The organism is Nocardioides sp. (assembly GCF_047606145.1).
GTDB lineage: Bacteria > Actinomycetota > Actinomycetes > Propionibacteriales > Nocardioidaceae > Nocardioides.
In genome coordinates this window covers 16,545-41,173 of sequence record NZ_JASGET010000166.1, presented here as the reverse complement: position 1 = coordinate 41,173, position 24,629 = coordinate 16,545, and the positions used below count along the sequence as shown (strand labels likewise).

The window sequence follows — 24,629 nt, the reverse complement described above, 5'->3', positions numbered from 1 at the left end:
CTAAAACAGCCTGAGAGGCTTCACCGTCTTGAAGTTGTGGTCGGGACCAACAACTGCCGTGAGTTCGTTGACCCCAGTCTGCGAGTGGCCAGACTGCTCGTGCTCCCACGACACTGACCCAAGAACAGCCGGGAACTCGTGGTCATCCTCTGCCCAGAAGGTCATCGGAACAACGCCACGCTTCACGTCTTCCAGGTACCTCTTGTGCGCAGGTCGTCCTTGGCCATCAACGCCGAAGTAGATGACGGGCCAGCGGCCCTTCTTCAGCACCTCCTCGGCCTGAGTCGCAGCCTCCTTCGCGCTGCCCTTGATGACGAGACCCTTGACCCGTGGCTGCACCTCGTCGGGGCGCACGCCTGCGGCTTTCGCCCGCCGAGCGTCGTCCTTGAGGTCACGTTCCGAGTACTGGACGCCCCACTGCTCAAGGATCCTCTTGATTTCACGGCGGGGCATCCGCCAGCAGTTGCCCTCGGGCGGATAGTGCAGCTCACCCGTGAACGGCGACTGGATCGCATAGACCATTCCCTGGTTCTTTGGACCCTTCCCAGCGGAGAGGTCGCTGGACTTCCATGCACGCGGATCTCCGTCTCGACGCTGATACCGAGCATCCATCTCCTCGCTCCGCGGCATGAGAGAGGTCTTTGCCCGCTCCTCGTCCTTGGCGTAGACGAGGACATACTCAGTTGCCGTGCTCACGTGATCCTTGTCGGACCGCGGCGAGTAGGACTTCTGCCAGTTGATGATCGCCAGCCGGTTCTGCTCGCCGAATAGCTCATCCAGCATCTGTCCGAGGTGGAACAACTCACGGTGGTCGATGCAGATTGCAAGCACGCCAGTCGGCTTGAGCATCTGCTTCATGAGAAGCAGCCGGGGGTACATGAACTTCATCCACTTGGTGTGGCGAGCACGGTCGTCCTCGCGCACCAACTCACCGATGCCCGGATCGTTGGGGTCCTCGTCCCACCGGTCGTTGTAGCGCCAGTCCCCGCCCGTGTTGTACGGCGGGTCCGTCAAAATCAGATCGACGTTGCCACGTTCCTTGTACAGCGTGGCAAGCGCTTGCAGGTTGTCACCCTCGATGAGGAGATTCTTTGCCCGGTCCTCGTCCGAACCCGCGCCGTACTTCGCGATAGTGCGCTGAACCCGCGGACGTACCCGGCGAGTGATCCGCCGCGCGGTAGCCTTACCTGGAAAGGTCAACTTGACTCCAGGCTCGGCCTCGCCCTGAAGGCGCCCGACCACCTCGATCAGTTCGTCCTTGCTCAGCAGCTCAAGGTCTTCCAGTTCCAACGTCGCCCCTCCTGGGTCCGCAGCGTCCCAGACGCTACCGGCCAGGACTGCTGCGCACAGTCGATCATCAAGGACCGACAGTCTCGGGCATGCGTCGATCCGGGCACTTCGTAGGACCGCCCAGGTCAACCGTATCGGCGCTGGAGCGTCCGCTCAGGATCCGACCCGCTCTCCCACTACCTTCGAGCCCCGTGCAGCCATGAAAGTCGACCAGAAGAGTCGATCTTGACATTGACAGCGAGTTGTCAATGTTCGCTGCATCTCGACATCAGCACCGTGTCAGTGCGCCATGTCGACGAACCGGCTGTAGTGCCCCTGGAAGGCGACGACCAGGTCCTTGGTCGGCCCGTTGCGGTGCTTGGCCACGATCAGGTCGGCCTCGCCGGGGCGAGTCGACTCCTTCTCGTAGACATCGTCGCGGTGCAGCAGGATGACCATGTCGGCGTCTTGCTCGAGTGAGCCCGACTCGCGCAGGTCCGAGACCATCGGCCGCTTGTCCGAGCGCTGCTCGGAGCCGCGGTTGAGCTGGGAGAGCGCGATGATCGGTACGTCGAGCTCCTTGGCCAGCAGCTTGATCTGTCGGGAGAACTCCGAGACCTCCAGCTGACGGGACTCGACCTTCTTGCCGGAGCTCATCAGCTGCAGGTAGTCGAGCACCACCAGCTTCAGGTCGTGTCGCTGCTTGAGCCGTCTCGCCTTGGACCGGATCTCCATCATGGTCATGTTCGGGCTGTCGTCGATGAACATCGGCGCCGAGGAGACCTCGCCCATCTTCTGGGCGAGCTTGTTCCAGTCGTCGTCGCTCATGTTCCCGTTGCGGATGTGGTTCAGCGGCACCTTCGCCTCCGCGGAGAGCAACCGCATCGTGATCTCCGAGCGGCTCATCTCCAGGCTGAAGAACACGCTGGTCAGGTTGTTGTGGATCGACGCCGCCCGACACAGGTCCAGGGCGAGGGTCGACTTCCCCATGGCCGGCCGCGCCGCGACGATGATCATCTGACCGGCGTGCAGGCCGTTGGTCAGCTCGTCGAGGTCGGCGAAACCGGTCGGCACGCCGTAGATGCCGGCCTCCCGGTTGGAGATCGCCTCGATCTCGTCCAGGACGCCGTCCATGATGTCGGAGAGCGGCGAATAGTCCTCCGAGGCGCGCTTCTCGGTGATCTTGAAGATCTCCGCCTGCGCGCCGTCGACGATGTCGTCGACCTCGCCCTCCGCGCTGTAGCCCATCTGCACGATCCGGGTGCCGGCGTCGACCAGCCGCCGCAAGACCGCCTGCTCGCGCACGATCTCGGCGTAGAACCCGGCGTTGGCGGCGATCGGCACGTTGGCCGCGAGCGTGTGCAGGTACGGCGCGCCACCGATCCGCTCCAGCTCGCCGCGGCGCTCGAGCTCGCTGGCGACGGTGATCATGTCGGCCGGCTCGCCCCGGCCGAACATGTCGATCACGGTGTCGTAGATGGTCTCGTGCGCCGGACGGTAGAAGTCGACCCCGCGAATCACCTCGACCACGTCGGCGATGGCGTCCTTCGAGATCAGCATCGAGCCGAGCACCGCCTGCTCGGCGGCGATGTCCTGCGGCGGCGTACGCTCCCCCGGCCGACGCGGCCGCTCACCCGGCTCGTACGGCGCCGGTCCGTCCGACCATTCCGCGAAGCTCTCGTCCCAGTCGCCCGGCGGCTCCGCCGGCGACGGCGCCCCGGACTCCGTCACACTCACCGAACCAGTCCCTTCACCCAGTGCCGCCCCGTGTTCACCGACCGTCTCCGAACCATCGCCGCACCATCACCGACCCGTCGTTCGTTGCACCTCACGCTAGAACCAGCCACCGACAGTCCGTCCCACACCAGGTACGACGCCCCGCGACTGCCGAGCGCTCGATCCCGCGCGACGATACGTGCTCGCGAAGGCCGCCGACGACTCCCCGCACCCCAGTTATCCACAGGCCCTGGGGATAACTGGGGGACGCCCGTGGACGACACGCCGTTCGTTGTGCACCTGCTGGGGACACGTCTGCGGAAAACGCGCGTCGAGGACGCTCCAACACGGCGCTGACCTGCGCAAACACCGCTCACATGCTGTGGAGGAAAACTACTGCCGGACAAATCCGGTCCGCCGTCCGATCGGTGGACCGATCCGCTGGCGCTATGTCGACAAAGCGCCGGGCGGGGAGAAATCCACAAGTTATCCACCGTCACCTTTCGCCAATGGCGTCGTTGCTCTTGGCCGCCTCGTCAACGGCCCGTCCGAGCGGCCCATCGACTCCGCTACCGTGCGCCCATGCCGTCCCCGCGCCAGCTCGACCGCGAGATCTGGCGCCTCGCCGTACCCGCCTTCCTCGCCCTGGTGGCCGAGCCGCTGTTCCTGCTCGCCGACTCCGCGATCGTCGGCCACCTCGGCACCGCCCAGCTCGCCGGGCTCGGCGTCGCCGGCGCCGTGTTGCAGACCATCGTGGGCCTGTGCGTCTTCCTCGCCTACGGCACCACCGCCAGCGTGGCCCGCCGGATCGGCGCCGGGGACCAGCGCGGCGCCCTGGCCCAGGGCATCGACGGCCTCTGGCTGGCGATGGTGATCGGCGTCCTGGTCACGCTGCCGACCATCCTGCTCGCCCGGCCGCTGGGGCAGCTGGTCGGCGCCGACGGCCAGGTCATCGGCCCGGCCACCACCTACCTGCGCATCGCCGCGCTCGGCCTGACGCCGCTGCTCGTCATGCTCGCCGCGACCGGGGTGCTCCGCGGCTTCCAGGACACCCGTACCCCGATGGTCGCGGCCATCGGCGGCAACCTGCTCAACGTCGTCCTCAACGTCGCCCTGGTCTACGGCGCCGGCCTCGGCATCGCCGGGTCCGCGATCGGCTCGGTGATCGCGCAGAGCTGTGCCGCCGGCGTACTCCTGACCGTCGTGGTCCGCGCCGCGTTGCACGAGCACGCCGCGCTGCGCCCCGACCTGCCCGGCATCCGCGCCGCGGCCCGCGCGGGACTCGCCCTGGTGGTGCGCACCCTGACCCTGCGCGTCGCGATCCTCGCCACCACCTACGCGGTCACCCGGTCCCAGGCCGGCGAGGCCCAGTCGGTCGCGCTGGCCGCCCACCAGATCGCCTTCACGCTATGGTCCACGCTGGCCTTCATCCTGGACGCGATCGCCATCGCCGCGCAGGCGCTCACCGGCCGCGCCCTCGGCTCCGGCGACCGTACGACGACCCGGGCGATCACCGTCCGGATGATCGGCTGGGGAGTGGTGGTCGGTGTCGGGCTGGGCCTGGTGCTCGCGGCCGGATCACCGCTGCTCGGCCGGCTCTTCACCACCGACGCCGACGTCCGGCACCTGCTGGTCGCCGTACTCCTCATCGCCGCGGCCGGTCAGCCGATCGCCGGCGTGGTCTTCGTCCTCGACGGGGTGCTGATCGGTGCCGGCGACGGCCGATACCTCGCGTGGGGCGGCCTCGCCGTACTGCTGGCCTATCTCCCGGTGCTCGCCCTGGTGGTGGCGCTGGGCGGTGGACTCGCCTGGGTGTGGGCGTGCTTCGCCGGTGTGTTCATGGGCGCGCGGTTCGTGGTCCTGGTCCGCCGTGAGCGCGGTGAGTCCTGGCTGGTCACCGGGGACGCACGTCCCTGACCTCCGGCGCGCCGGTCGATCGATCAACAGCCGGCGCCATCCGGTCAACCGCGACCCGTCCCCAGCCGGGATCGTGGAGACATGACCACCTGCCCATCGGTCGAGGCCGGCACCGATGCCCACGCCACCGACACCGCCACCGACACCGCCCGCGCCGCTCACCCGGGCCACCGAGACAGAGAGGTCGAGGCCGACGTCACGGCCGGGGAGCATCGCGCCTGGCCCGCCATCCTCGCCCTCGGACTGGGCATCGGCGCGCTGGTCTCCAGTGAGTTCCTGCCGGCGAGCGTGCTCCCCGCGATGGCCGGCGCCCTCGGCGTCAGCGAGGGTCGTGCCGGCCTCGCCGTGGCGGCGACCGCGCTGGCCGGCGCGGTCACGGCGCCGAGCATCGCCGTGGTGTTCCCGCGCACCGATCGGCGCACGATCCTGATCTGGCTGTTGCTGGCGGCGACGCTCTCCAACCTGACCGTCGCGCTGGCACCCTCCTTCGCCATCCTCCTGGTCGGCCGGCTCGTCCTCGGAGTGGCGATCGCCGGCTACTGGTCCTTCGCGTTCGGCGCGGGCACCCACGCGATGCCCGGTCGCGACCACGTCGTCTCCACCACGCTCGCCCTCGGCGTCACCCTCGCCACCATCGTCGGAGTGCCGTTGGCCTCGGTGGCGGCGGACGCGGTCGGCTGGCGCGCCGTCTTCTGGGCGGCGACGGTGCTCAGTGTCCTCAGCGCCGCCGCGGTCGCCCGCACGTTGCCCGCGGTGCCGGTGCGACCGGGAGCCGGTCTGTCCGCGCTGCGGCGGGCGCTGTCCCACCGCCGCCTGATGTGCGGGATCGCGCTGATCGTCCTGATCGCGTTCGGCAACTTCGCCGCCTATCCCTACATCCGCCCCGCGATCGCCGTGGTCGCACCGGACCAGACCGGCTGGCTGTTGCTCGCCTGGGGCGCCGGTGGCGTCGTCGGCAACCTGGCCGCCGGTCGGTTCGCCAGCCGCCTGCGCATCGTCGCCGCCGCGGCACCGCTGCTGTTGGCGGCGAGCCTGGTCCTGGCGGCGAGCGCCGAGACGGTACCGGTGCTGGTGGTCGCCGTGGTGGCCTGGGGGCTGGCCTTCAACGCCGTCCCGGTGACCACCCAGCTCTGGGTCACGCGGGCCGAGCCGGATCGGGCGGAGTCGGCGCTGTCACTGCAGGTCACCGCGTTCCAGGTGGCGATCACACTCGGCTCGGCGGTCGGCGGCGCGCTCCTCGACAGCCGCGGCCTGGCCAGCGCGTTCCTGGTGGGAGCGGTCGCCGCCGGACTCGCCGGGATCGGGTTCGCGGCGCTGCCGTCACGGCGAGGCTCCTCATCGCGCTGAGACTCGCCGCTCGGTCCGCCATGCCTGTGGCGCCTGCCCGTGGTGGGCCGAGAACGCCCGGCTGAACGCGGCGGTCGAGGAGTAGCCCACCCGGTGGGCGACGTAGGCGACGCCCCGGGCGGGATCGGCCAGCAGATCGCGGGCGGTGTCCATCCGGATCTCCCGCACCACATCGGCCGGGGAGCGGCCGAGCGAGCGGCGGAACCGTTCGGCCAGCGCCGACCTGGACAGGTGCGCCAGCGCGGCCATCCGCGCCACCGACCAGGCCTCACCCGGACTCGCGGCCACCCGATCGACGACACGGGTGACCACGCTGTCGACCACCCCGACGCCACCCGCGTCCTCGGACGGTGGGTCCTGACCGAGCCAGCTGGTCTGGACCGCGGCCGCGATCAGGCTCAGGTAGCTCTCCGCGAACAGCGGCGGCATCACCGCGTCCTGCAGCGGACACCGCGCGATCAGCGCCGCCACCCCGGGGTGCTGCCCGGTGAAGTCCCGGACCACGAACGGACTCGGCACCGTCATCGGCCGCGCATGGCGCAGATCGGCCACCACCAGCACCGAGTCGGCCGAGGCGATCACCCGGTGCGCCGTACGGATCTCGGCGACCACCGCGTCACCGGTCGCCAACGCGATCTCGCCGGCGGAGGTCGCGAGCCGAACGCCGCCGCGCTGCACCAACAGCCATCGCCGGCCCGGCATCACGCTCAGCTCGGCACCCGCCGAGAGGCGCAGCCGCTGTGGTCGGGCGGCCTCCGCGGCCGGCGACTGGACCAGGGTCATGACTCCAGCAGCCAGCACCGAGGCCGCGATATTCCGGGCATCGCGCTCCGAGGCCCACGACGCCGACGCGTCCCCGACCTTCCGCACCCGACTCAGCGAGGATCGGGTGCGAAAGATCGGGGACGCGGAAAGAGCAGCCTCAGGCCGGGATGACGTTGAGGGCGAGCTTGGCCGACACCTCGTCGTGCAGCTTGACCGAGACCTCGTGCGAGCCGAGCGACTTGATCGGGTTGCCGAGCGCGATGGTACGGCGGTCGATCGACTCGCCGGTGGCCTCGGCCACCGCCGCGGCGATCTCGGCCGAGGTGACCGCGCCGTAGAGCCTGCCGTCCTTCCCGGCGCGCACCTTGACACTGACTGGGGCGGCCTCGAGCTTGCCCTTGATCTCGCCGGCGTGCTCGGAGTCGCGGACCGCGCGAGCGGACCGGGCGGCCTTGATCTGGTCGACCTGGCTCTGTGCACCGCGGGTCCAGCGGATCGCGTCGCCGCGCGGGACCAGGTAGTTGCGAGCGTACCCGTCCTTGACCTCGACGACGTCCCCGGCGGAGCCGAGGCCGGTGACCTCCTGGGTCAGAATGATCTTCATCTCTCCGACTCCTCTCAGCGACCGGTCGAGGTGTAGGGCAGCAGGGCGACCTCACGGGCGTTCTTGACCGCGATGGCCACATCGCGCTGGTGCTGGACGCAGTTGCCGGTCACGCGACGCGCGCGGATCTTGCCGCGGTCGGAGATGAACTTGCGAAGAAGCGCGGTGTCCTTGTAGTCGACCGCCGTCGTCTTCTCCTTGCAGAACTGGCAAACCTTCTTCTTCGGCTTGCGAATCACTGCCTTGGCCATTGTGGTGCTTCCTTCCTAGAAGCCCGGCCCCGCCGGAGCGGGTGTGTGCCGGAATGGTTGAGGGATTCGTATTTCGGTGGAGCTCAGCGACTCAGAACGGGGGCTCGTCGTTCCCGACACCGGGCACGGCCCACGGGTCGTTGGCCGGCGCGGACTGTCCGGACTGGCCCGACTGTGCTGGCTGTCCCGACTGGCCGGACTGGGCTGGCTGCCCCGACTGGGGCGACTGGGCCCACGGGTCGTTGGCCGGCGCGGCGGCGGCCTGGCCGCCGTACCCTCCACCGCTGTTGCTGTAGCCACCCTGCCCGCCGGACTGGCGGGAGGCGCGGGTCACCTTGGCGGTGGCGTAGCGCAGCGAGGGGCCGACCTCTTCGACGTCGAGCTCGAAGACCGTGCGCTTCTCGCCCTCACGCGTCTCGTAGGTCCGCGACTTCAGCCGCCCCTGCACCACGACACGCATGCCGCGCTGCAGTGACTCGGCCACGTTCTCCGCGGCCTGACGCCAGATCGAGCAGGACAGGAACAGCGCCTCGCCGTCCTCCCACTCGTTGGTCTGCCGGTTGAAGCTGCGCGGCGTCGAGGCGATCCGGAAGTTCGCCACCGCTGCACCCGACGGCGTGAACCGCAGTTCGGGGTCGTCGACAAGATTGCCGACGACGGTGATGACGGTGTCGCCTGCCATAGGGCTCTCCCTCGCTAGTTGCTGGTGCTCTCATCGGCGCGTCGGCCGCTTCGAGTCGGTCGATGACGTGGTGTCAGGGACCATCTAACCCGGAGCTGCCCACCGCCGACAGGGATCATCCACAGACCCGGCGCTCAGTGAGCGTCGGGGCGGATGACCTTGGTGCGCAGGATGGACTCGTTCAGACCGAGCTGACGGTCCAGCTCCTGGACGGTCTTCGGCTCCGCCGTCAGGTTGACGACGGCGTAGATGCCCTCGGCGTTCTTCTTGACCTCGTAGGCCAGCCGGCGGCGGCCCCACACGTCGACGTTCTCGACGGTGCCACCGTCGTTACGGACCACGGCGAGGTACTTGTCGAGCGACGGGGCGACGGTGCGCTCGTCCAGACTCGGGTCGAGGATGACCATCACTTCATAGGCACGCATAGCTGTCTCCACCTCCTACGGACTCGGCGGCCACGGTCTCTCCGTGGCAGGAGGGCTAGCGTTGCCCGCCCTTCGGACCGGACGGGACAACGCAGGCTATCAACCGGCGGCGATGCCCGCCGAATCGTCGTACAGCGCCCGGGCGCGTTCGGCAAGGTATGCAGCCGAGCGGGCACTTCCCCCGCGGAACTCCACCGGGGAAGTGCGCATTGAGCTGCATACCTTGCCGAACGGTCACGCCCCCGCTACCGAAACCGCCGCAGCCGCAGCGAGTTGCCGACCACGAACAGCGAGGAGCAGGCCATCGCGGCGCCGGCGATCATCGGGTCGAGCAGGCCGGCGGCGGCGAGCGGGATCGCGGCCAGGTTGTAGGCGAACGCCCAGAACAGGTTGCCCCGGATGATGCCGAGGGTACGGCGCGCGAGCCGGATCGCGTCCGCCGCGGACCGCAGGTCGCCGCCGACCAGGGTCAGGTCGCTGGCCTGGATCGCGACATCGCTGCCGGTGCCCATGGCCAGGCCCAGGTCGGCCTGGGCGAGCGCGGCGGCGTCGTTGACCCCGTCGCCGATCATCGCCACCACCCGGCCCTGGTGTTGCAGCCCGGCCACCGCCTCGACCTTCCCCTCGGGGAGTACGCCGGCGATGACCTCGTCGATGCCGACCTGACCAGCCACGGCGTCGGCCACCTCGGCGCGGTCGCCGGTCAGCAGGACCGGCCGCAGCCCGAGCCCGCGCAGCCGCGCGATCGCCTCGGCGGAGGTCGGCCTGACCTGGTCGGCCACCTCGAGGACGCCGACGGTGGATCCGTCGACCGCCACCTCGACGCCATCCTCCGCACCCGAACCCCGACGACCGACGTAGACCCGACGACCCTCCACCACGCCCTCGACCCCGAGCCCGGGCTCGTTGCGGAACCCGACCACGGCGGGCAGCTCACCGCGCCCGGCCGCCGCCGCGTGGATCGCCCGGCCGACCGGATGCTCCGAGCCGGCCTCGACCGCGCCGGCCAGGCGCAGCACCTCGGCCCGATCCAGCTCACCGGTCGGCTCGACGCCGGTGAGGGCCATCTCGCCGGTGGTCACCGTGCCGGTCTTGTCGAGCACGACCGTGTCCACCCGCCGGGTGGACTCGAGCACCTCGGGGCCTCGGATCAGGATGCCGAGCTGCGCGCCGCGGCCGGTCCCGACCAGCAGCGCGGTCGGCGTGGCCAGGCCGAGCGCACACGGGCAGGCGATGATCAGCACCGCCACCGCCGCGGTGAAGGCCGCCTCGGCGCCACCGCCGAAGGCCAGCCAGCCGATCAGGGTGAGCAGCGCGAGCGCGATCACCGCGGGCACGAAGACCGCCGAGATCCGGTCCGCCAGACGCTGCACCGCCGCCTTCCCGTTCTGCGCCTCCTCGACCAGTCGGGTCAGCTGGGCCAGCTGGGTGTCCCGGCCGACCCGGGTCGCGGTGACGACCAGCCGTCCGCCGGCGTTCAGGCTCGCGCCGACCACTTCGTCGCCCTCGCCGACCTCGACCGGCATCGATTCGCCGGTGAGCAGCGAGTTGTCCACCGCGGAGACACCCTCGACCACCCGGCCGTCGGTGGCGATCTTCTCCCCGGGCCTGACCACGAAGAGGTCGCCGACCCGCAGCCGGGCGACCGGGATCCGGGTCTCGAGGCCCTCGCGCAGCACCGCGACGTCCTTGGCGCCCAGCGCGCCCAGGCTGCGCAGCGCATCGCCGGCCCGGGTCTTCGCCCGGTTCTCGGCGTACCGCCCCGCCAGCACGAACGTGGTCACCACCGCGGCGGCCTCGAGGTAGAGATGGCCGCCGCTGCCGGTGACGAGGGCGACCAGGGACCACAGGTACGCCGCCAGGGTGCCGACGCTCACCAGCGAGTCCATGGTGGCGGCGCCATGCCGGGCGTTGACCAGCGCCGCCCGGTGGAAGGGCCATCCAACCCAGCCGACGACCGGGGTCGCGAGTGCCAGCGTGGCCCAGCCCCAGCCGGGGAAGTGCAGGGTCGGCACCATGGCGATCACCGCGACCGGCACGGTCAGGGTGACCGCCAGCCAGAGCCGGACGCGCAGCGTCCGCGCCGACCGGTCGGCGGAGCCCGGCTCCGCGGTGGGCTCGGTCGGCGTCACCGTGGCGTGGTAGCCGGCGGCCTCGACGGCGGCGATCAGCTCCGCGGTGCTCACCGCTGGGTCACGGGTGACGCTCGCCCGCTCGGTGGCGTAGTTCACGCTCGCCTCGACCCCGTCCAGCCGGTTCAGCCGGCGCTCGATCCGGTTCGCGCAGGACGCGCAGGTCATGCCCTCCAGATCGAGCTGGATCAGGCCGGGCGACGCACCGACCCGGTCGCCGACGCGCTCCAGGCGGTCGCGTGGTTGGTTCACCCGGGCGCTCATGTCAGCTGGTAGCCCGCGTCGGCGACCGCCGCCCGTACCTCGTCGGGGCCGAGCTCTCGGTCGGCCTCGACGCTGAGCGCACCGCTGGCCAGGTCGACCGTCACCGCGCTCACGCCGGCGAGTGCGCCGATCTCCTCGGTGACCGAGGCGACGCAGTGGTCGCAGGTCATCCCGGCGACGGTGCCGGTGAAGGTGTGCCTGCTCATCTGTCTCTCCCTCTTCCTCAGGACCGGACCAGGCGAGCGATCGCCTCGGAGGCCTCGGCGAGCTTGGCGTCCGCCTGGGGTCCGCCGTCGCGGACCGCCTCGGCGACGCAGTGGTTCAGGTGCTCGTCGAGCAGTCCGAGTGCCACCGACTGCAGCGCCTTCGTGGCGGCGCTGACCTGGGTCAGGATGTCGATGCAGTACGCCTCGGAGTCGACCATCCGCTGCAGCCCGCGGATCTGTCCCTCCACCCGGCGCAGCCGCTTGAGGTAGGCGTCCTTGTTGCCGTGATGCAGGTATCCGTGCTCGTGGCCCTGCGGACCGTCCTGCTGGTTGCTCTGCTCGCCGGCGACCCCCTCCGGGGCCGACGTGGCGGAGGGGTTCGGAATGGTGTCGCTCATGCGTCGAACATACCCCCCAAGGGTACCGAAATCTACCCCGAGGGGGTATCGCCGCCGGCGCGGTTGTCCACAGTCGTACGACGACCGGCCCACCCGCGCCGGCACCCACCTACCGTGGGCCGGGTGATGTCACGCCTCGAAGCCACGACCGTGGCCGGCCGGTACGTCCTCGTCGACCCGATCGGCGCGGGCGGGATGGGCTCGGTCTGGCGGGCGTACGACGTCCGCACCCAGCGCTGGGTGGCCGCGAAGGTGCTGGCCGCGACCGACAGCGCCGCGCTGCTGCGCTTCGTCGGCGAGCAGGGGGTGCGCATCGTGCATCCGCACGTGGTCGCGCCGACGAGCTGGGCGGCCGAGGACGCCTCGGTGCTCTTCGCGATGGATCTGGTGCGCGGCGGCACCCTCGCCGACCTCCGCGCCGAGCACGGGCCGCTGCCGCTCGACTTCGTCGTCGTCCTCCTCGACCAGCTGCTGGCCGCCCTCGCCGCGGTGCACGCCGCCGGCGTCGTGCACCGCGACGTCAAGCCCGCGAACCTGCTCCTGGAGGTCACCGGCAGCGGTCTGCCGCATCTTCGCCTGGCCGACTTCGGGGTGGCGGCGGTCGCGACGTCGTCCTGTCCGGGCACCGTCGGCACCGACGGCTACCTCCCGCCCGAGCAGGCGCTCGGCGCACCGCCCGAGCCACGGGCGGACCTCTATGCCGCCGGACGCGTGGCCGAGCGGATGCTCAGCACCAGGCAGGCCGAGCCGATCGCACCGCTGCTGGCCGCCCTGACGGCGGCGGATCCGGGCCTCCGGCCGCCGTCGGCGCGACAGGCTCGACGGATGCTTCGGCAGCATCGCCCACCACCCGGCCGAGCGCCCCGCTCACGGCAATGGCCCACGGTGACCGACCGGCTCGGCGACGCCCAGCTCGACGTACGGCGGGCGCTTGCGCTCGATCTCCCGCGGCGTCGACGAGCGCCACGGTTCTGGTGGTGAAGGGAGGCAGGACGCACCACGCCCGCCCCCGGCAGACCGGGGACGGGCGAGCGGATCGGGAGGAGCCAGGCTCAGGCGAGCTTCTGCTCCTTGGTGTAGAGGTAGCCCGAGAGCGCGGTGCCGCCCAGGGTGAAGATGAGGGCCAGCCAGTAGCCGACACCATGTCCGTAGTCGATATCGAGTCCGGACACCTTCCCTGGCCAGATGAACAGGGCCAGCAGCGTGAAGATGAAGGCGACCCCGAAGAGTCCCACGATGGTCACCGACGGCACCGGCACCTTGACCTTGAGAGCCGGCAGGATCGCCAGCACGCCGGCGGCGAGCGCCAGCAGAGTGGCGAACCAGCCGAAGAACCCGTGCCAGGCGTTACCGGAGGCACTCAACCCACCGCTGCTGGCGGTGTAGTAGGGCAGCAGTCCCCAGATGAAAGTGAGCACGCCGATGGCGGCGAGTGCCAGGTTCTCCCGCCCGGCCGACTTCAGGTCGTTGAGGGCGTTGTTGGGATCGAAGCCGCCCGCGCCGGCCGGCTGCGGAGTGGACGGCGGAGGCGGTGGGGGCGTCTGGTTGGACATCTCATTGGCTCCTGCTCAGGATGTGTTCGATAATTGGGCCCTAATCTGGGGCCTGCGGCCACGAAGCGCAAGACGGTGACCGTCGCGACGTGACCGGTCAGGCTCAGGCGGTGCCCTTGTCGCGCACCAGCAACAGTGCGGAGAGCCCGGCGACGACCAGGGCGAGCACGACCGCGAGGTAGTAGGTCACGTACGGCTGCAGCTCGGCGGAGCCACCCAGCTTGGGATGCACGAAGATGCCCACGACGAGCAGGATCAGGCCGAGGCCGGAGGCGCCGAGGCTGACCAGTGAGGCCTGCGCGAACCTGGTGCCGAGCAGCGGAGCGGCCACCACGAGCGCGCCGAGGAAGACCAGCCACACGCCGGCCCAGCCGAGGAAGCCGTGATAGGCGTCGAGGTTGAGGCCGGCATCGCCGTAGGAGCCGCCCTTCGGCTTGTAGAACATGAACTCGCTGACCACCAGGGCCAGCACCCCGGCGGCGACGACGGCCGCCTGGAACGGGCGGGCGTTGAACGGCCGCGGCGCGCCGTACGGACCGGGGTAGCCGCCGTACTGACCCTGGGGCGGGTAGCCCTGCTGACCGGGGTACCCCGGCGGGGTCGGATAGCCCGGGTACTGCTGCGGGTAGCCCTGCGGGCTCTGCGGGGCGCCGTACGACGGCGGGGCCGAGGGATACCCCGGCTGCTGGGGTTGCTGGGGCTGTTGCGGTTGCTGGGGGTACTGACCACCCGGCGGAGGAGGCGTGGAAGAGCTCATGCCGCTCGGCCTTCCCGCTTCCCGAAGTCACTAAACTCGCGCACGTGGGCACGTCCTCCTCGCGGCCGCTGCGCCGGCTCGGCTTCCTCACCATCGGACTCTTCGATCCGGCCGAGCCCGCCGGTGGACACGAGGAGACGCTACGGCTGATCGAGCTCGGCGAGCGTCTCGGGTTCGACTCGGCGTGGCTGCGGCACCGCCACCTGCAGTACGGCATCTCCTCGCCGATCGCGGTGATGGCGGCGGCGACCCAGCGCACCTCCACCATCGAGCTCGGCACCGCCGTGACACCGCTCGGCGCGGAGAACCCGTTCCGGCTCGCCGAGGACCTCGGCACCCTCGACGTACTCTCCGGCGGCCGGATCAATCCGGGCTTCTCGGTCGGCCCGCCGATGAACTACGACCACTTCAAGGACGCCCTCTATCCCGGCACCGCCGACGGGGAGGAGCTCTCCTACCCGAGGCTGGACCGGCTGCTGGACTACCTCGACGGCGCGCCGGTCTCCGACCTCGAGGGCACCGTCGGCATCGAGACCTTCGCCCGCACCATCCAGCCGCACTCACCCGGACTGCGTCGACGGATCTGGTACGGCGCCGGGTCGCTGAGCTCCGCGGAGTGGGCCGGCAGCCGCGGGCTGAACCTGCTGACCTCCAGCGTGGTCAAGGCGGAGGGCTCCGGCGACGACTTCGCCACCATCCAGCGCCGCCACATCGACGCCTTCCGTGCCCGACACCCGGACGGGGAGCAGGCTCGCGTCTCCCAGGGTCTGGTGGTCATCCCGACCGACTCGGCCACCGCCGGGCAGGCCGAGCGGTACGCCGCCTACGCCGCCGCGCGGATGGACCGCACCCGGAGGCCGCAGGGGCCCGCCGGGCTGCTCTTCGCACCGGACCTGGTCGGCCCCTCGGCCGAGCTGGCCGAGCGGCTGGCGGATCACGCCGGCTTCGCCGCGGTCGACGAGGTGGCCTTTGCGCTGCCGTTCACCTTCGGCCACGACGACTACGCGCAGATCCTGACCGATCTCGCTGGGGCGTTGCGCCCGCTGCTGGCCTGATCCTCCGGGCGGGCAGTTTCACCGGTGAACCGGTTGTTCTGCCGCTTCCTGCGTGTTGCAACCCGCGAGAAGTTCCAGTTTCACCGGTGAACCGGTGAAACTTCCCGCCGGTTCCCACCCGGCGACCGAAGCACCGCACCCCGGAAGGTCCGAGGGGGAAGGCTCGGGTGGGGCCGGCCCCCTCAGGAAGCCCCACCCGCGCCGTCTGTCCCCCCAGAAGTGGCGAGATGACGCACCGGCCGCCAGGCCGGGCCGGCGCGTCTCGTTCTCGCTCACCACCCAAGAGACGGCGAGTCGGGCACTGATACGTCCCGAGCCGAGAAAAGTCCCGGGACGCGGACGGACCCATTGGCCGCGAGAAGGCGTGGACCGGACGAGCTCAGCTGAAGCAGACGAACGGCGTACCGAGCGCCCGCGGCTGGCCACCTCGGTCGACGGCGCATCGCCCTACATAGGCAGACGGCTTGGTCTCAGCCCTGATCCACCGGCAGTGAATTCGGATGCTGATTCGGGGTGCGGTTGGCGGTGTGGATGCTGAGGGCGTGGCGGGGCCGCCGGTGTGGCCGGCTCTTCCACGTCGGTCCTTGATCGCGCCTGTTCGGGCTGGGTGGTCAGGGGGTGGCTGCGACTGGTGGCCCGGTCGCGGTGGACCACAGCAGTTCCCAGCCCGGCATCCAGGGCCAGCGCGCTGGTAGGTGCAGGACGAGTCGTCGGCCGGTGGTTGCGATCCGGGCGGGACGTTGATGATCCGCGTGCGCAGGGTGGCCCACCTGGCGGTGCGCATCGCAGCGGCAACCGCGGTCGCGCGGGCGATGTTGAATGCGATCACCGCGTGCGCGACCCACGCAGCGTTCGCGCGTACTTCCCGCTGGGCAGATGGGCGAGCGGGCCGTCCTTGAGCTCGGCGATGACCTGCTCGACCAGAGCGTAATCGCGGTGACGCTGATCAGCCTCGACCGTGCCCAGGGTGCTGTTGGTGATGAACGCGCGGTGGCGGTAGGCGGCGAACAGCTCCCGTGCTCGGCGCCGTCACCGGCCAACGGTTGCAGTCGCTTGACGCGGCGCACGACCAGGCGACACGGCACGTGCTCGTGCTTGTGGCGAGCGGTGAACGCGACGAACCGAACCTCGGCGACCTCAGCGTCGGAGACCCACCGCTGCTCGTCCTCGTCGTAGACCGCGTTGGGGTACACGATCGACTTCCAGGCGGTGGCGTGGATGCCTGCGATCGCCGCGGTCACGGTCGGTGTTATCCGCTCGGTCACGCTGAACCAGGTCTGGTGACGCAGCGCGGTGCCAACGAACGCGTGGCCGTAGTAGGCCGAGTCAGCACGGGCCAGGACCTGGCCGGTGACGCCCGCTGTGCGGGCCGTCTTGATCGCTTAGGCCAAACAACCTCCCCACGCCGGTGGCCGAGGCGGTGTTGCCCTTGCGGAGCCGGGCGCGGGCGATCACCGGCGCCGCGGTCGGGGTCGAGATCGTCGCCAACTGCAAGTTCAGGCCGCGCTGGCCGGTGTAGCCGAACGCAGCACCCTGCTTGGCGTAGCCGTGGACCCCACGCACGGTGTCGTCGACATCGACGAACGCGATCCCGTCCGCGCCGCTCAGCAACTGCGGTACTCGGTGGGCGAGTCCGGCCAGCAGTCCCGCGCTGATCTTGTCGAGTTGCTGCACGTGCCCGTGGGTGAAGGCGCGCAGGAACGTGCCCAGCGTCGAGGGCGCCCGCACGCCGCCGAACAGGCGGCCCATCCCGGCGTGACGCAGCAGGTCGAGGTCATCGATGGAGTCGGCACCGGTGAGCATCCCGCCGACCACCGACGCGGACTTCGCAGCCGCGTTGGGCGAGGACACCGTCAGCCCGCCAAGCAGGTCATAGAACCCGGCCGACCCAGCCAACCGCAGGGCGGGGACCAGACCGGCTGCCGACACCAGATTCGGGTCATCGAAGACAGGCCGGATCGTGTGAGAAGGTTTCACTTACGAGGTGCCCCTCTTGAGTGGTTCGGATCGGACGTCGCAATCCAGATCCTCCCTGCTCAGGAGGGTATTCTCGTTCTACGCCACACTCACGCCGCCCAGCGACATCGGTGGATCAGGGCTCAGTACAAGCAAGAAAAAGAGAGCATCGCGCATCAAGCCTGCATCGACGGGTGACCAGGCACGCCGCGGCATCGCCGCTGCGACCATGCTCGCATCTGTGGGAGAGGCCGAGAGATCCCAGCCCATGAGCTAGGCCCAAACCAATCGCGGCGTTGCTCGAGATAGCCACTGGCCCACACGGCATCGTTCAACTACGCTGTCGCTGTGCCTGGGCCACGGATGATTGTCTTGATGGTAATTCCGGCATTGGCTGCTGTGTTCTTCCTAGTTCGCCCCGGGATGGCTAACTCGATATCTGGTCTTCGCCGTAAACCGCTGGTCGCGATCGCAGCTCTACTTCAGTTGGTCCAACAGGAAGGATGGTGGCCACAGAACGTGCCGCTCACCGTTGAGCGACGCGTCTACGCCGTCACAATCGTTTTCATCGCTTGTTGGTTCTGCTGGTCCAACCGACAACTCGCCGGAAGCACTGCGGGGCGGTTGGCAGTCACGCTAATCCCACTAGGTACTGCTCTTAACGGACTGCCGATCGTGGTCCTGGGCGCAATGGTTTACAGACCCCAGTCAGCTGTCACAGCCGGTTATTCTGGCCCTGAAGCTTACGGAACTATTCCTGGCTACGTCCACCTGAACGAAGTCTCACCGTTATGGCTCCCGGTCTCAGATTTCATTCCGGTGCCATATCTTGAAAAAGTTCTCAGTGTCGGTGATTTAGCTTTGTTTGCTGGTCTATTTTTGTTAATTGTTGGACTTTTCGATCAGAGGTCGCTTTGCGAATCAAGAATCACTGGAAATTTTCTGCACAATTCTTCAGATGGATCCTTCAATGAGAATCAGGAATGAAGGAGCATGACTCAGAACCCTGTTCCGGGGTGCGTGTCTAATAGAACACCGGCCTTGTTTTTGAGAATAGGATTACCACACCTCTATTTTCTGACGAATAAGGCCGATGCGTTACCCCGCTACGACAGGACTTTCCTGTGAGCAGATCACCGAACTGGTTGTCCCGCGTGGCAGCGGTGGTTGGTCCGCGCCCAGCGACGGGCCGTGAGCCTGGGCTGGGTCTGTACCGGCAGGTGGTCATGGTGCTGACCCTCCTGCGCCAGAACATGACCCAGTACATGATCGCCGACCTGCACGGCACCAGCCAACCCACGGTCTGGCGGATCTACCGCCACCTGTTGCCGATCATCGAGGAGGCGATCTGTCTGCGCGCCCCCGGCGAACTTGCCGACCTGGCCGACGGACGCATTGTCCTTCCGGACGGCACCGACGTCCCGGCCAGGCGCTTCGCGCCTGCATTCACCGAGAGCTACTCCGGGAAACTGCACCGCCATGGGGCTCTCGGTCCAGGTCACGGCCACCCTCGACGGGGACCTTCTCGCGGTCTCCGAGCCGGTGGCTGGCCGTCGTCATGACCGCTGGGCCATCACCGAGACCGGCTGGAACAAACACTGGAGGGCCCCTACTGGATCGCCGACCCGGCCTGCCTCGGCACCGCCGCGATCACCCAGACCAAGCGACCCCGCCGAGGCCAACTCAGGGACAACCGCCGCGAGGTCGACGCCCACATCCCCTCCATCCGCTCGGCAGTAGAACGCGCCATCGCCCAACCTGAAGAACTGGAAAATCTTTCGCCACCCGATACCGCGGACGACTCGCCGAAATCCCCGACGTCATCCGCATCATCACACGGCTTGAGTTCTACCGACTGGGATGGTGACTTCTAAATCATGCTCATCGATCTCATGGCAGTTCAATTTCATTTCTCGGCGTTAACGCGATCGATACTCCCTTCGAAATCTCGCGTTGGATCATGTAGGACAGACACCGGCCCGGCCACCGTCATGCAAAGCAGACGAACGGCGCCGGCGGCGCATCGGCTCGTGGCGCAGGCACCGCAGCGGCGAGCGCCTCGGCGGGTGGTATGCCGGTGGCCAGGTCGCGGTGGAGACGGACGAAGGCGTCGTACGCCGCCTCGTCGGCGACCGCCGCGGGCGAGGCGATGACGCAGCGAGCACCGGCGTGCAGCCAGGCCGCGGTCATGCCGATGAGCTCCTCGCCCCAGCGGACCGTGGAGCGGCCGACCTCGCACGCGGAGAGGAGGACGACGTCGGGCACGGCCGCGAGCTGGTCGATGTCGTAGCCGAACCACGGTCCGTCGGCGAGCTGCAGGCCGGAGAACAGCGGGTTCTCCGCGGAGTGCCGGCCATGAGCCGCGACGTGGAGTACGTCGACGCCGGCGGCCAGCGTCGAGACCGCCGCCGCGGTGGCGCCGCGGCCGGTGAGCGTCGTCGCGGTCGACCACTCCTTGGCGGCCGCGGTGACCTCGTAGCTCCCCCGGGCCACCCGCGGGCCGGCGACCAGGCCGGCCGAGGAGGTCCGCAGCGGGCCGGTGGTCCGGGCCAGCCACGAGGTCGCGCTCTGGGCCACCGTCACCGGGCGACCGCTCAGCCCGGGCAGCAGCGTCCACGGCACGCCAGCGAGCACGCCGGACGGCGTGAGCACGATGCCGCGGTCGCCGAGCTCGCCGAGCAGCGGTGCCACCAGCAGCTCCGCGATCCGGCCGAGCCGCGCGACTAGGTCGCCCCGGACCGCTCTGCCCATCGGCCCGGGCAGCTCGGTGGCCGCCACGTCGAGGTCGGCCATCAGCCCGCCGAGGAGGCCGTCGAGCGTTGTACGGTCCCCGAGCTCGAACCGTGCCGTCCGACCCGCCGTGACGACCAGCGCTACGACCCGATCGGAGACGACCACATAGGCCACCAGTGCATCGGGCCCAAGCCGAGCTTGGAGCTCCACGAGTGGAACCGGGTCCGCGACCTGTCCGGAACCTTGCTTCCGCCAGGCCTGCTCTCGGACCTGCCGGCGTAGCTCGGCCTCCCGCACCATCGTCGGGCTACCTCGGAGCTCGGCGAGCGCAGCCGCCAATTGGGGGTCAGTGGGGGCCCGCACCGGTTGCACCCGGCTGGCCATCATCCGGGCCCGCTCGGACCACTCAAACAGCACCCGGTCAGAGCGTGAATCGACGGCCAGTACGAGGCCGCGCCGGGCGAGCCGGACTCCGCTGCCAACCACCGACGTCTGCAGATCGAGACTGCCGAAGGAGCTCTGCCACCCGTGCAGTTCCGCAAGCGCCCGACGCAGCTGGCGCAACGCCTCGGTCCGACGACCCAACGATGCAGACAGATCAGCTCGAACGTCGGCGACCAGCAGTCGGGTGGCCAGCGGGGTGGTTGAACGAGTGCGGACCACTGCGAGGCGGGCCCGCGCTTCCCCCCGATCTCCTCTTCGAACGAGCACACGTGCCGAGTTCAACCGGGCGGTGAGAGCTGCAGAGGTCAGACCAGCAAGGTCGAAGTCGGTGGCCAACCGATCACCCCATGCAACGAGGCTAGGCCCACACCGTCCGGCCTCGACTGCAGCGGCATGCATGAGGCCTTCAGCTCGCAACTGCCAAATAGGAGCATTGCTCCGCACGAACTGAGCTCTCGCCCGACGCGCCGCCGCCAAGGACTCAGCTGGATCATCAAGGGCGAAGGTCCGAGCAAGGGTCAGTTCCGCCTCCCCGCGACGTTGGTAGAGCCGGCGGCGCACGTAAGCTGCCGACGCCTGACGTAGCGACGACCGAGCCTCCTGCATCAGTCCAGCCGCCATCAGCGCTTCAGCCCGGTCGCTGGCGGCTGCAGCCCGCAGCGCGGGCCCACTCGCGGAGAGCACCGTCTTGGCCTCATCCATGGCGCGAATCGCGCCCACGACGTCGCCGGCGAGAAGGAGAGAGCAACCCAGGTTGTGCTTGGCCTTCGCTGCTGCGAAGGCATCATGCGCCTCGGTGAAATACGCCGCGGCACGTTCAAAGTCAGCTGAGGCCGGGCCCGCCAGGTCGCGCTGGGTATAGACACTGCCGCGATTGAGATGAGCGCGGCCGAGCAGTCGTGGGTCACGACGCAGAAGCCGAATCGCCTCACCGAACGCCTCGAGCGCTTCATCCCGATTTCCCCGCAGCATCCCGAGCAGACCGATCTGGCTGTACAGCGTTCCCCTCGTGGCCTCAGTCAGGCCGGGATAGTCGAGCGCACTCCGGCACAGCGCGATTCCGTCGGTGGCGCCTGTCTCCTGCCAGATATAGGCCAGACTCGCATCGATCCTAGCGAGGAGGTCTCCGGGTTCAAGTCCTGCTCGTGCGCGCTCAAGAAGCTGTCGCGCTTCCGCGTGCCGCCCGCGAGCGCTGGCAGCGACACCTCGTCGATGCAGTTGTTCGCGAGACGGCATGCCCCCATGATGACGGCTGCCGGCATCGCCCGTCTGCGTCAGGGCTTGAGGTTGGTGACCATCCCCACCGCGGCCCATGCGGTCTGCGGGCTCGGTTCGATCGGGCCCGGGCCCGGCTCGATCTCGAGCAGCTCTGCGGCGATCTTGCCAGCCGTGATCGGTGCGCTGAAAGACGTACCGCTCCAGACGGCGAAGCCACTGCGGAAGTCGTCGGGGTCCATCGAAGACCGTTCGCGGAGCTTACCACCGTCGCGGAACCAAGTCCGGGCGATCGGCTCGTAGCCGCCTTGGACCTTCGGGAAGCTGCTCATCAGCACAGCGCCCACCTCGTAGTGCCGTACCCAGGGTCCGATGTTGCTGAACAGCGCGTCGATCTTCCCGTCCGGATTCTTCGCGCCAACCGACACGACCGGCGCGATCTCTCGGTCTGCCGGATAACGTTTGTTGTGCCGCCACGGCCCAAAGGCCGCCGGAAACGCCGGCCGCGTGGTCGCGTCATTGCCTGCAGAGCAGACGATCGTGACGCCCAGCCTTCCGAGTTCGCGCAAGAGATCCCGCAACGCATCGTCGATCAGTTCTGTCACGTTCGGCGTCTCGTGGTAATAGCTGAGCGAGAGACTGAGAACGTCGATGGCGTGGCCCTTACTGGGGTCTTCATGGTTCTGTCGGACAAGCTCGACAACCTGACAGAGTGCGATCAGCAACTCGGCCTCCTCCATCTCGCCATCAGCGGGAACGACCCGCCACGAGAGGATCTCCGCGTCCGGGCAGGCCTGGTGGATAAGTCCCGCGACGAAGGTCCCATGCCCCGCGATGTCGTTGAGGGTCCCGTCCAATGGCCGCTCGGAGCCGCCGGCCGCCTCCCAGTCCGATTCAGTGATGTTCGGGTCTCCGATCGGAAGGTTCCGCCACCCCTTCTTGGTCTTGGTGCGGACCTTCACATCGGTGTCGACCACCGGCCGCTGCTTGACGCCACTGATCATTCGACGGAACCAAGGATGCTTGGTCCAACAGCCGGTGTCGAGCATGGCGACAACAGGGCGCCGACGTCGGTAGCGCCGACTGAACTCTTCGTCGGAGAGCCGATGCGGAGAAGGACCGGTGTACGCGATCGGCTGGCGCCCACCACTTCCTTGGCTCAGGTAGCTCGCAACCGCAACCGAGCTGGTTCCGACCACGGTGTTGGGCTCATGGAGGGTGTTGGGCTCGTGCAGCGTATTCGGCTCGTGCAGCGTGTTGGGTTCGAAGCCGCGCGGGGATACCGGTGAGATCAGATGGTTGAGGAACGCCCCCTCCACCGGTGCATAGTCGGCGCTGCCCTCCTCGTCGGTGTCCCTAGAGATTGCTCGTGCCTTCTGCAACAACCGCCACGCGTCCGGTTCCGGCTGCCCCGGGTCCGCGGTGATGTCAACGACGATGATTCCGTTCGGCAGCGAAGCCGTCCGTTCGGTCTCCGGCCTGGGCGTCACCTGCCAGTCAAGCTCCTTGCCTGCGCGCTCGAGCACGTCGATGACCCGCTCGTGCCGTTTCGGGTGGCGATCGCTGCGTGCGACGGTCAGATGGGTCCCGATATACGAGGTCGGCAACGCCGTGATGCCGGGGATCACCGCCTGGTTCGGGTTCAGCACCCGCCAGCCACGCTCGGGCTGCTCCCAATCCCGATGCCGACGGCTCTCCCGACACCAGCCGGTCTCGACCTGGTCATTCTCCGACACGATGTGCTCCTCAGATCTCGAAGGTGGGGGTGAGGAACGGCACCCGAGAGCCGTCGTGGGGCTCGAACCGCAGCCGAACCAGGCCGGGCGCGAGGTCGGTGAGCTCGAACCGGCCGGTGTCGCCGAGCACCACACCGGTGGTGCCGCCGCCGTCACGCACCGCCCGCACCGTCAGCGGCTCGGGCGGGACGACCCAGCCGTCGATCCGGGAGGTGTCGTGCTGGTCGGGTGCGATCCGCACCAGCACATCCACCTCTCCGTGCACGAAGCGCAACGTGTACGCCGAGGCACCGACCTCGTCGGTCTCCGGCCGCCGCACACTGCGGGTGCCGGCGAGCGCGTCACCCGGGTTCTCGGAGGACTCCACCAACAGCATCAGCTCGAAGTCCAGCCCGCTGAGCGCCTCACTCGCCGCTGCCGTCTGCATTCGCTCGATCAGGCCCTCGGGCACCGGGTCGTGCTCGGCGTACGCCCGCCGGACGACCCGTAGCAGTCCTTCGCGACTCATCTCACTCATCGCGGGACCCCCGTTCGAAGCGCAGCGAAGGGAGCATTCGCATGGTTCATCAGGCCTCTCCTGCCTCGATCAGGGCCACCCGCAGCTTCGCCAGGCAGCGGCCGCGGGTCGGGCCGATGCTGCCAACGGGCATCTGGAGGTCCGCCGCCAGCGCGGCGTAGTCCGGACGATTCTCGAAGGCGACCACCCGCAGCAGCCGCTGACAGCGCTCGGGCAGGGTGGACACCGCCCGCCACAGTCGCTCGTCGCGATCGTGCTCGAGTGCCTCACTCTCCGCCGAGCGTTGCGACGGGACGTGCAGATCGAGGTCGATCTCCTCGACCGGCTCGTCGCGCTGCCCCCGCTTGGCGGTGCGCCAGGCCTCGCGGCGTGCGGTGACGGTGAGCCAGCCACCGACCGCGGTGCTGTCCAGGATGGACGTACTGCTGCGCACCAGCGCCAGCCAGGTCTGCTGGATGACGTCCTCGGTGCGCTCCCGACTGAGCCCGTAGGCACGCACCACGTGCCACAACACCGGCGTCATGACGGCGACGAGATCGTTCAGCGCCTCGGGGTCGGCGTCCATCCAGCGGTCGAAGGCCGCCGTCGCCTGTGCCCAGAGTGCGCCGGGGGCCTCCGGATCCTCCTCCGGTGTCGTCGAACCGGATGTGGCGGTTGTCGTCATCTGTCTCCCCACCGACAGTCTCG

22 protein-coding genes and 1 pseudogene are annotated in these 24,629 nt (G+C 69.1%); 6 read left to right on the top strand and 17 right to left on the bottom strand.

Going from position 1 to position 24,629, the window contains the following annotated elements:
• Together QM638_RS22370 and dnaB are read right to left on the bottom strand one after the other, a co-directional pair.
• Positions 1-1,290: a site-specific DNA-methyltransferase gene (locus tag QM638_RS22370; RefSeq protein ID WP_415145768.1), complete on the bottom strand. Its 1,290-nt coding sequence runs from the start codon at positions 1,288-1,290 to the stop codon at positions 1-3.
• A 279-nt stretch (positions 1,291-1,569) separates the two neighbouring features.
• Positions 1,570-3,006: a replicative DNA helicase gene (gene dnaB / locus QM638_RS22365; RefSeq protein ID WP_415145766.1), complete on the bottom strand. Its 1,437-nt coding sequence runs from the start codon at positions 3,004-3,006 to the stop codon at positions 1,570-1,572.
• A 561-nt stretch (positions 3,007-3,567) separates the two neighbouring features.
• Here dnaB and QM638_RS22360 point away from each other — a divergent pair.
• Both QM638_RS22360 and QM638_RS22355 read left to right on the top strand, forming a co-directional pair.
• Positions 3,568-4,902, top strand: a complete 1,335-nt coding sequence (locus tag QM638_RS22360) for an MATE family efflux transporter (RefSeq protein ID WP_415145764.1) — start codon at positions 3,568-3,570, stop codon at positions 4,900-4,902.
• A gap of 81 nt (positions 4,903-4,983) precedes the next feature.
• Positions 4,984-6,249, top strand: coding sequence for an MFS transporter (locus QM638_RS22355; RefSeq protein WP_415145762.1), 1,266 nt, complete (start codon positions 4,984-4,986; stop codon positions 6,247-6,249).
• Here the strand turns inward: QM638_RS22355 and QM638_RS22350 are convergent.
• From QM638_RS22350 to QM638_RS22315, 8 genes are all read right to left on the bottom strand, one after another.
• Complete coding sequence (locus tag QM638_RS22350) at positions 6,238-7,032, bottom strand: helix-turn-helix transcriptional regulator (protein ID WP_415145761.1); 795 nt, start codon at positions 7,030-7,032, stop codon at positions 6,238-6,240. The genes QM638_RS22355 and QM638_RS22350 overlap by 12 nt on opposite strands.
• A 139-nt stretch (positions 7,033-7,171) precedes the next feature.
• Positions 7,172-7,618 (bottom strand): 50S ribosomal protein L9, encoded by a 447-nt coding sequence (rplI, locus tag QM638_RS22345; RefSeq protein ID WP_415145759.1) that lies wholly within the window; start codon positions 7,616-7,618, stop codon positions 7,172-7,174.
• Positions 7,619-7,632: 14 nt separating this feature from the next.
• On the bottom strand, positions 7,633-7,869 hold the full coding sequence (rpsR, locus tag QM638_RS22340) for a 30S ribosomal protein S18 (RefSeq protein ID WP_415145757.1): 237 nt from the start codon (positions 7,867-7,869) through the stop codon (positions 7,633-7,635).
• A 91-nt stretch (positions 7,870-7,960) separates the two neighbouring features.
• A complete protein-coding gene (locus QM638_RS22335; protein ID WP_415145756.1) occupies positions 7,961-8,551 on the bottom strand; it encodes a single-stranded DNA-binding protein in 591 nt (196 codons plus the stop codon).
• Between the two features lie 134 nt (positions 8,552-8,685).
• Entirely contained in the window at positions 8,686-8,976 is a 291-nt protein-coding gene (gene rpsF, locus QM638_RS22330) for a 30S ribosomal protein S6 (protein WP_415145754.1), read from the bottom strand.
• A gap of 245 nt (positions 8,977-9,221) precedes the next feature.
• A complete protein-coding gene (locus QM638_RS22325) occupies positions 9,222-11,339 on the bottom strand; it encodes a heavy metal translocating P-type ATPase (RefSeq protein ID WP_415145863.1) in 2,118 nt (705 codons plus the stop codon).
• Positions 11,340-11,368: 29 nt separating this feature from the next.
• Positions 11,369-11,578 carry a heavy-metal-associated domain-containing protein gene (locus QM638_RS22320; protein WP_415145752.1) on the bottom strand — a complete coding sequence of 70 codons (210 nt, stop codon included), beginning with the start codon at positions 11,576-11,578 and terminating at the stop codon, positions 11,369-11,371.
• Between the two features lie 17 nt (positions 11,579-11,595).
• Positions 11,596-11,976, bottom strand: a complete 381-nt coding sequence (locus QM638_RS22315) for a metal-sensitive transcriptional regulator (protein ID WP_415145751.1) — start codon at positions 11,974-11,976, stop codon at positions 11,596-11,598.
• A gap of 126 nt (positions 11,977-12,102) precedes the next feature.
• Here QM638_RS22315 and QM638_RS22310 point away from each other — a divergent pair, with 126 nt between their 5' ends.
• A complete protein-coding gene (locus tag QM638_RS22310) occupies positions 12,103-12,957 on the top strand; it encodes a serine/threonine-protein kinase (RefSeq protein WP_415145749.1) in 855 nt (284 codons plus the stop codon).
• Positions 12,958-13,028: 71 nt separating this feature from the next.
• Here the strand turns inward: QM638_RS22310 and QM638_RS22305 are convergent, their stop codons facing one another.
• Together QM638_RS22305 and QM638_RS22300 are read right to left on the bottom strand one after the other, a co-directional pair.
• Positions 13,029-13,529: a hypothetical protein gene (locus QM638_RS22305; protein ID WP_415145747.1), complete on the bottom strand. Its 501-nt coding sequence runs from the start codon at positions 13,527-13,529 to the stop codon at positions 13,029-13,031.
• 103 nt (positions 13,530-13,632) lie between these two features.
• Positions 13,633-14,286 carry a hypothetical protein gene (locus tag QM638_RS22300; protein ID WP_415145746.1) on the bottom strand — a complete coding sequence of 218 codons (654 nt, stop codon included), beginning with the start codon at positions 14,284-14,286 and terminating at the stop codon, positions 13,633-13,635.
• A 44-nt stretch (positions 14,287-14,330) separates the two neighbouring features.
• Here QM638_RS22300 and QM638_RS22295 point away from each other — a divergent pair, with 44 nt between their 5' ends.
• The gene (locus tag QM638_RS22295; protein ID WP_415145744.1) at positions 14,331-15,341 is read left to right on the top strand and encodes an LLM class flavin-dependent oxidoreductase; all 1,011 of its coding nucleotides are present in this window, start codon (positions 14,331-14,333) and stop codon (positions 15,339-15,341) included.
• A gap of 611 nt (positions 15,342-15,952) precedes the next feature.
• Here QM638_RS22295 and QM638_RS22290 read toward each other — a convergent pair.
• A pseudogene (locus QM638_RS22290) lies at positions 15,953-17,318 on the bottom strand (IS1380 family transposase).
• 354 nt (positions 17,319-17,672) lie between these two features.
• On the opposite strand from QM638_RS22290, the gene QM638_RS22285 reads away from it, so the two are divergent.
• Together QM638_RS22285 and QM638_RS22280 are read left to right on the top strand one after the other, a co-directional pair.
• Positions 17,673-18,284 carry a DUF5317 family protein gene (locus QM638_RS22285; protein WP_415145743.1) on the top strand — a complete coding sequence of 204 codons (612 nt, stop codon included), beginning with the start codon at positions 17,673-17,675 and terminating at the stop codon, positions 18,282-18,284.
• Between the two features lie 137 nt (positions 18,285-18,421).
• Complete coding sequence (locus QM638_RS22280; protein ID WP_415145741.1) at positions 18,422-18,859, top strand: transposase family protein; 438 nt, start codon at positions 18,422-18,424, stop codon at positions 18,857-18,859.
• 427 nt (positions 18,860-19,286) lie between these two features.
• Here QM638_RS22280 and QM638_RS22275 read toward each other — a convergent pair whose 3' ends face one another.
• The 4 genes from QM638_RS22275 to QM638_RS22260 form a co-directional block, all read right to left on the bottom strand.
• Complete coding sequence (locus QM638_RS22275) at positions 19,287-20,204, bottom strand: CHAT domain-containing protein (RefSeq protein ID WP_415145739.1); 918 nt, start codon at positions 20,202-20,204, stop codon at positions 19,287-19,289.
• Positions 20,205-21,748: 1,544 nt separating this feature from the next.
• Entirely contained in the window at positions 21,749-23,425 is a 1,677-nt protein-coding gene (locus tag QM638_RS22270) for a S8/S53 family peptidase (protein ID WP_415145737.1), read from the bottom strand.
• 10 nt (positions 23,426-23,435) lie between these two features.
• Positions 23,436-23,942 carry a hypothetical protein gene (locus QM638_RS22265; protein ID WP_415145735.1) on the bottom strand — a complete coding sequence of 169 codons (507 nt, stop codon included), beginning with the start codon at positions 23,940-23,942 and terminating at the stop codon, positions 23,436-23,438.
• Between the two features lie 49 nt (positions 23,943-23,991).
• The gene (locus QM638_RS22260) at positions 23,992-24,606 is read right to left on the bottom strand and encodes an RNA polymerase sigma factor (RefSeq protein WP_415145733.1); all 615 of its coding nucleotides are present in this window, start codon (positions 24,604-24,606) and stop codon (positions 23,992-23,994) included.
• Positions 24,607-24,629: the final 23 nt, after the last annotated feature.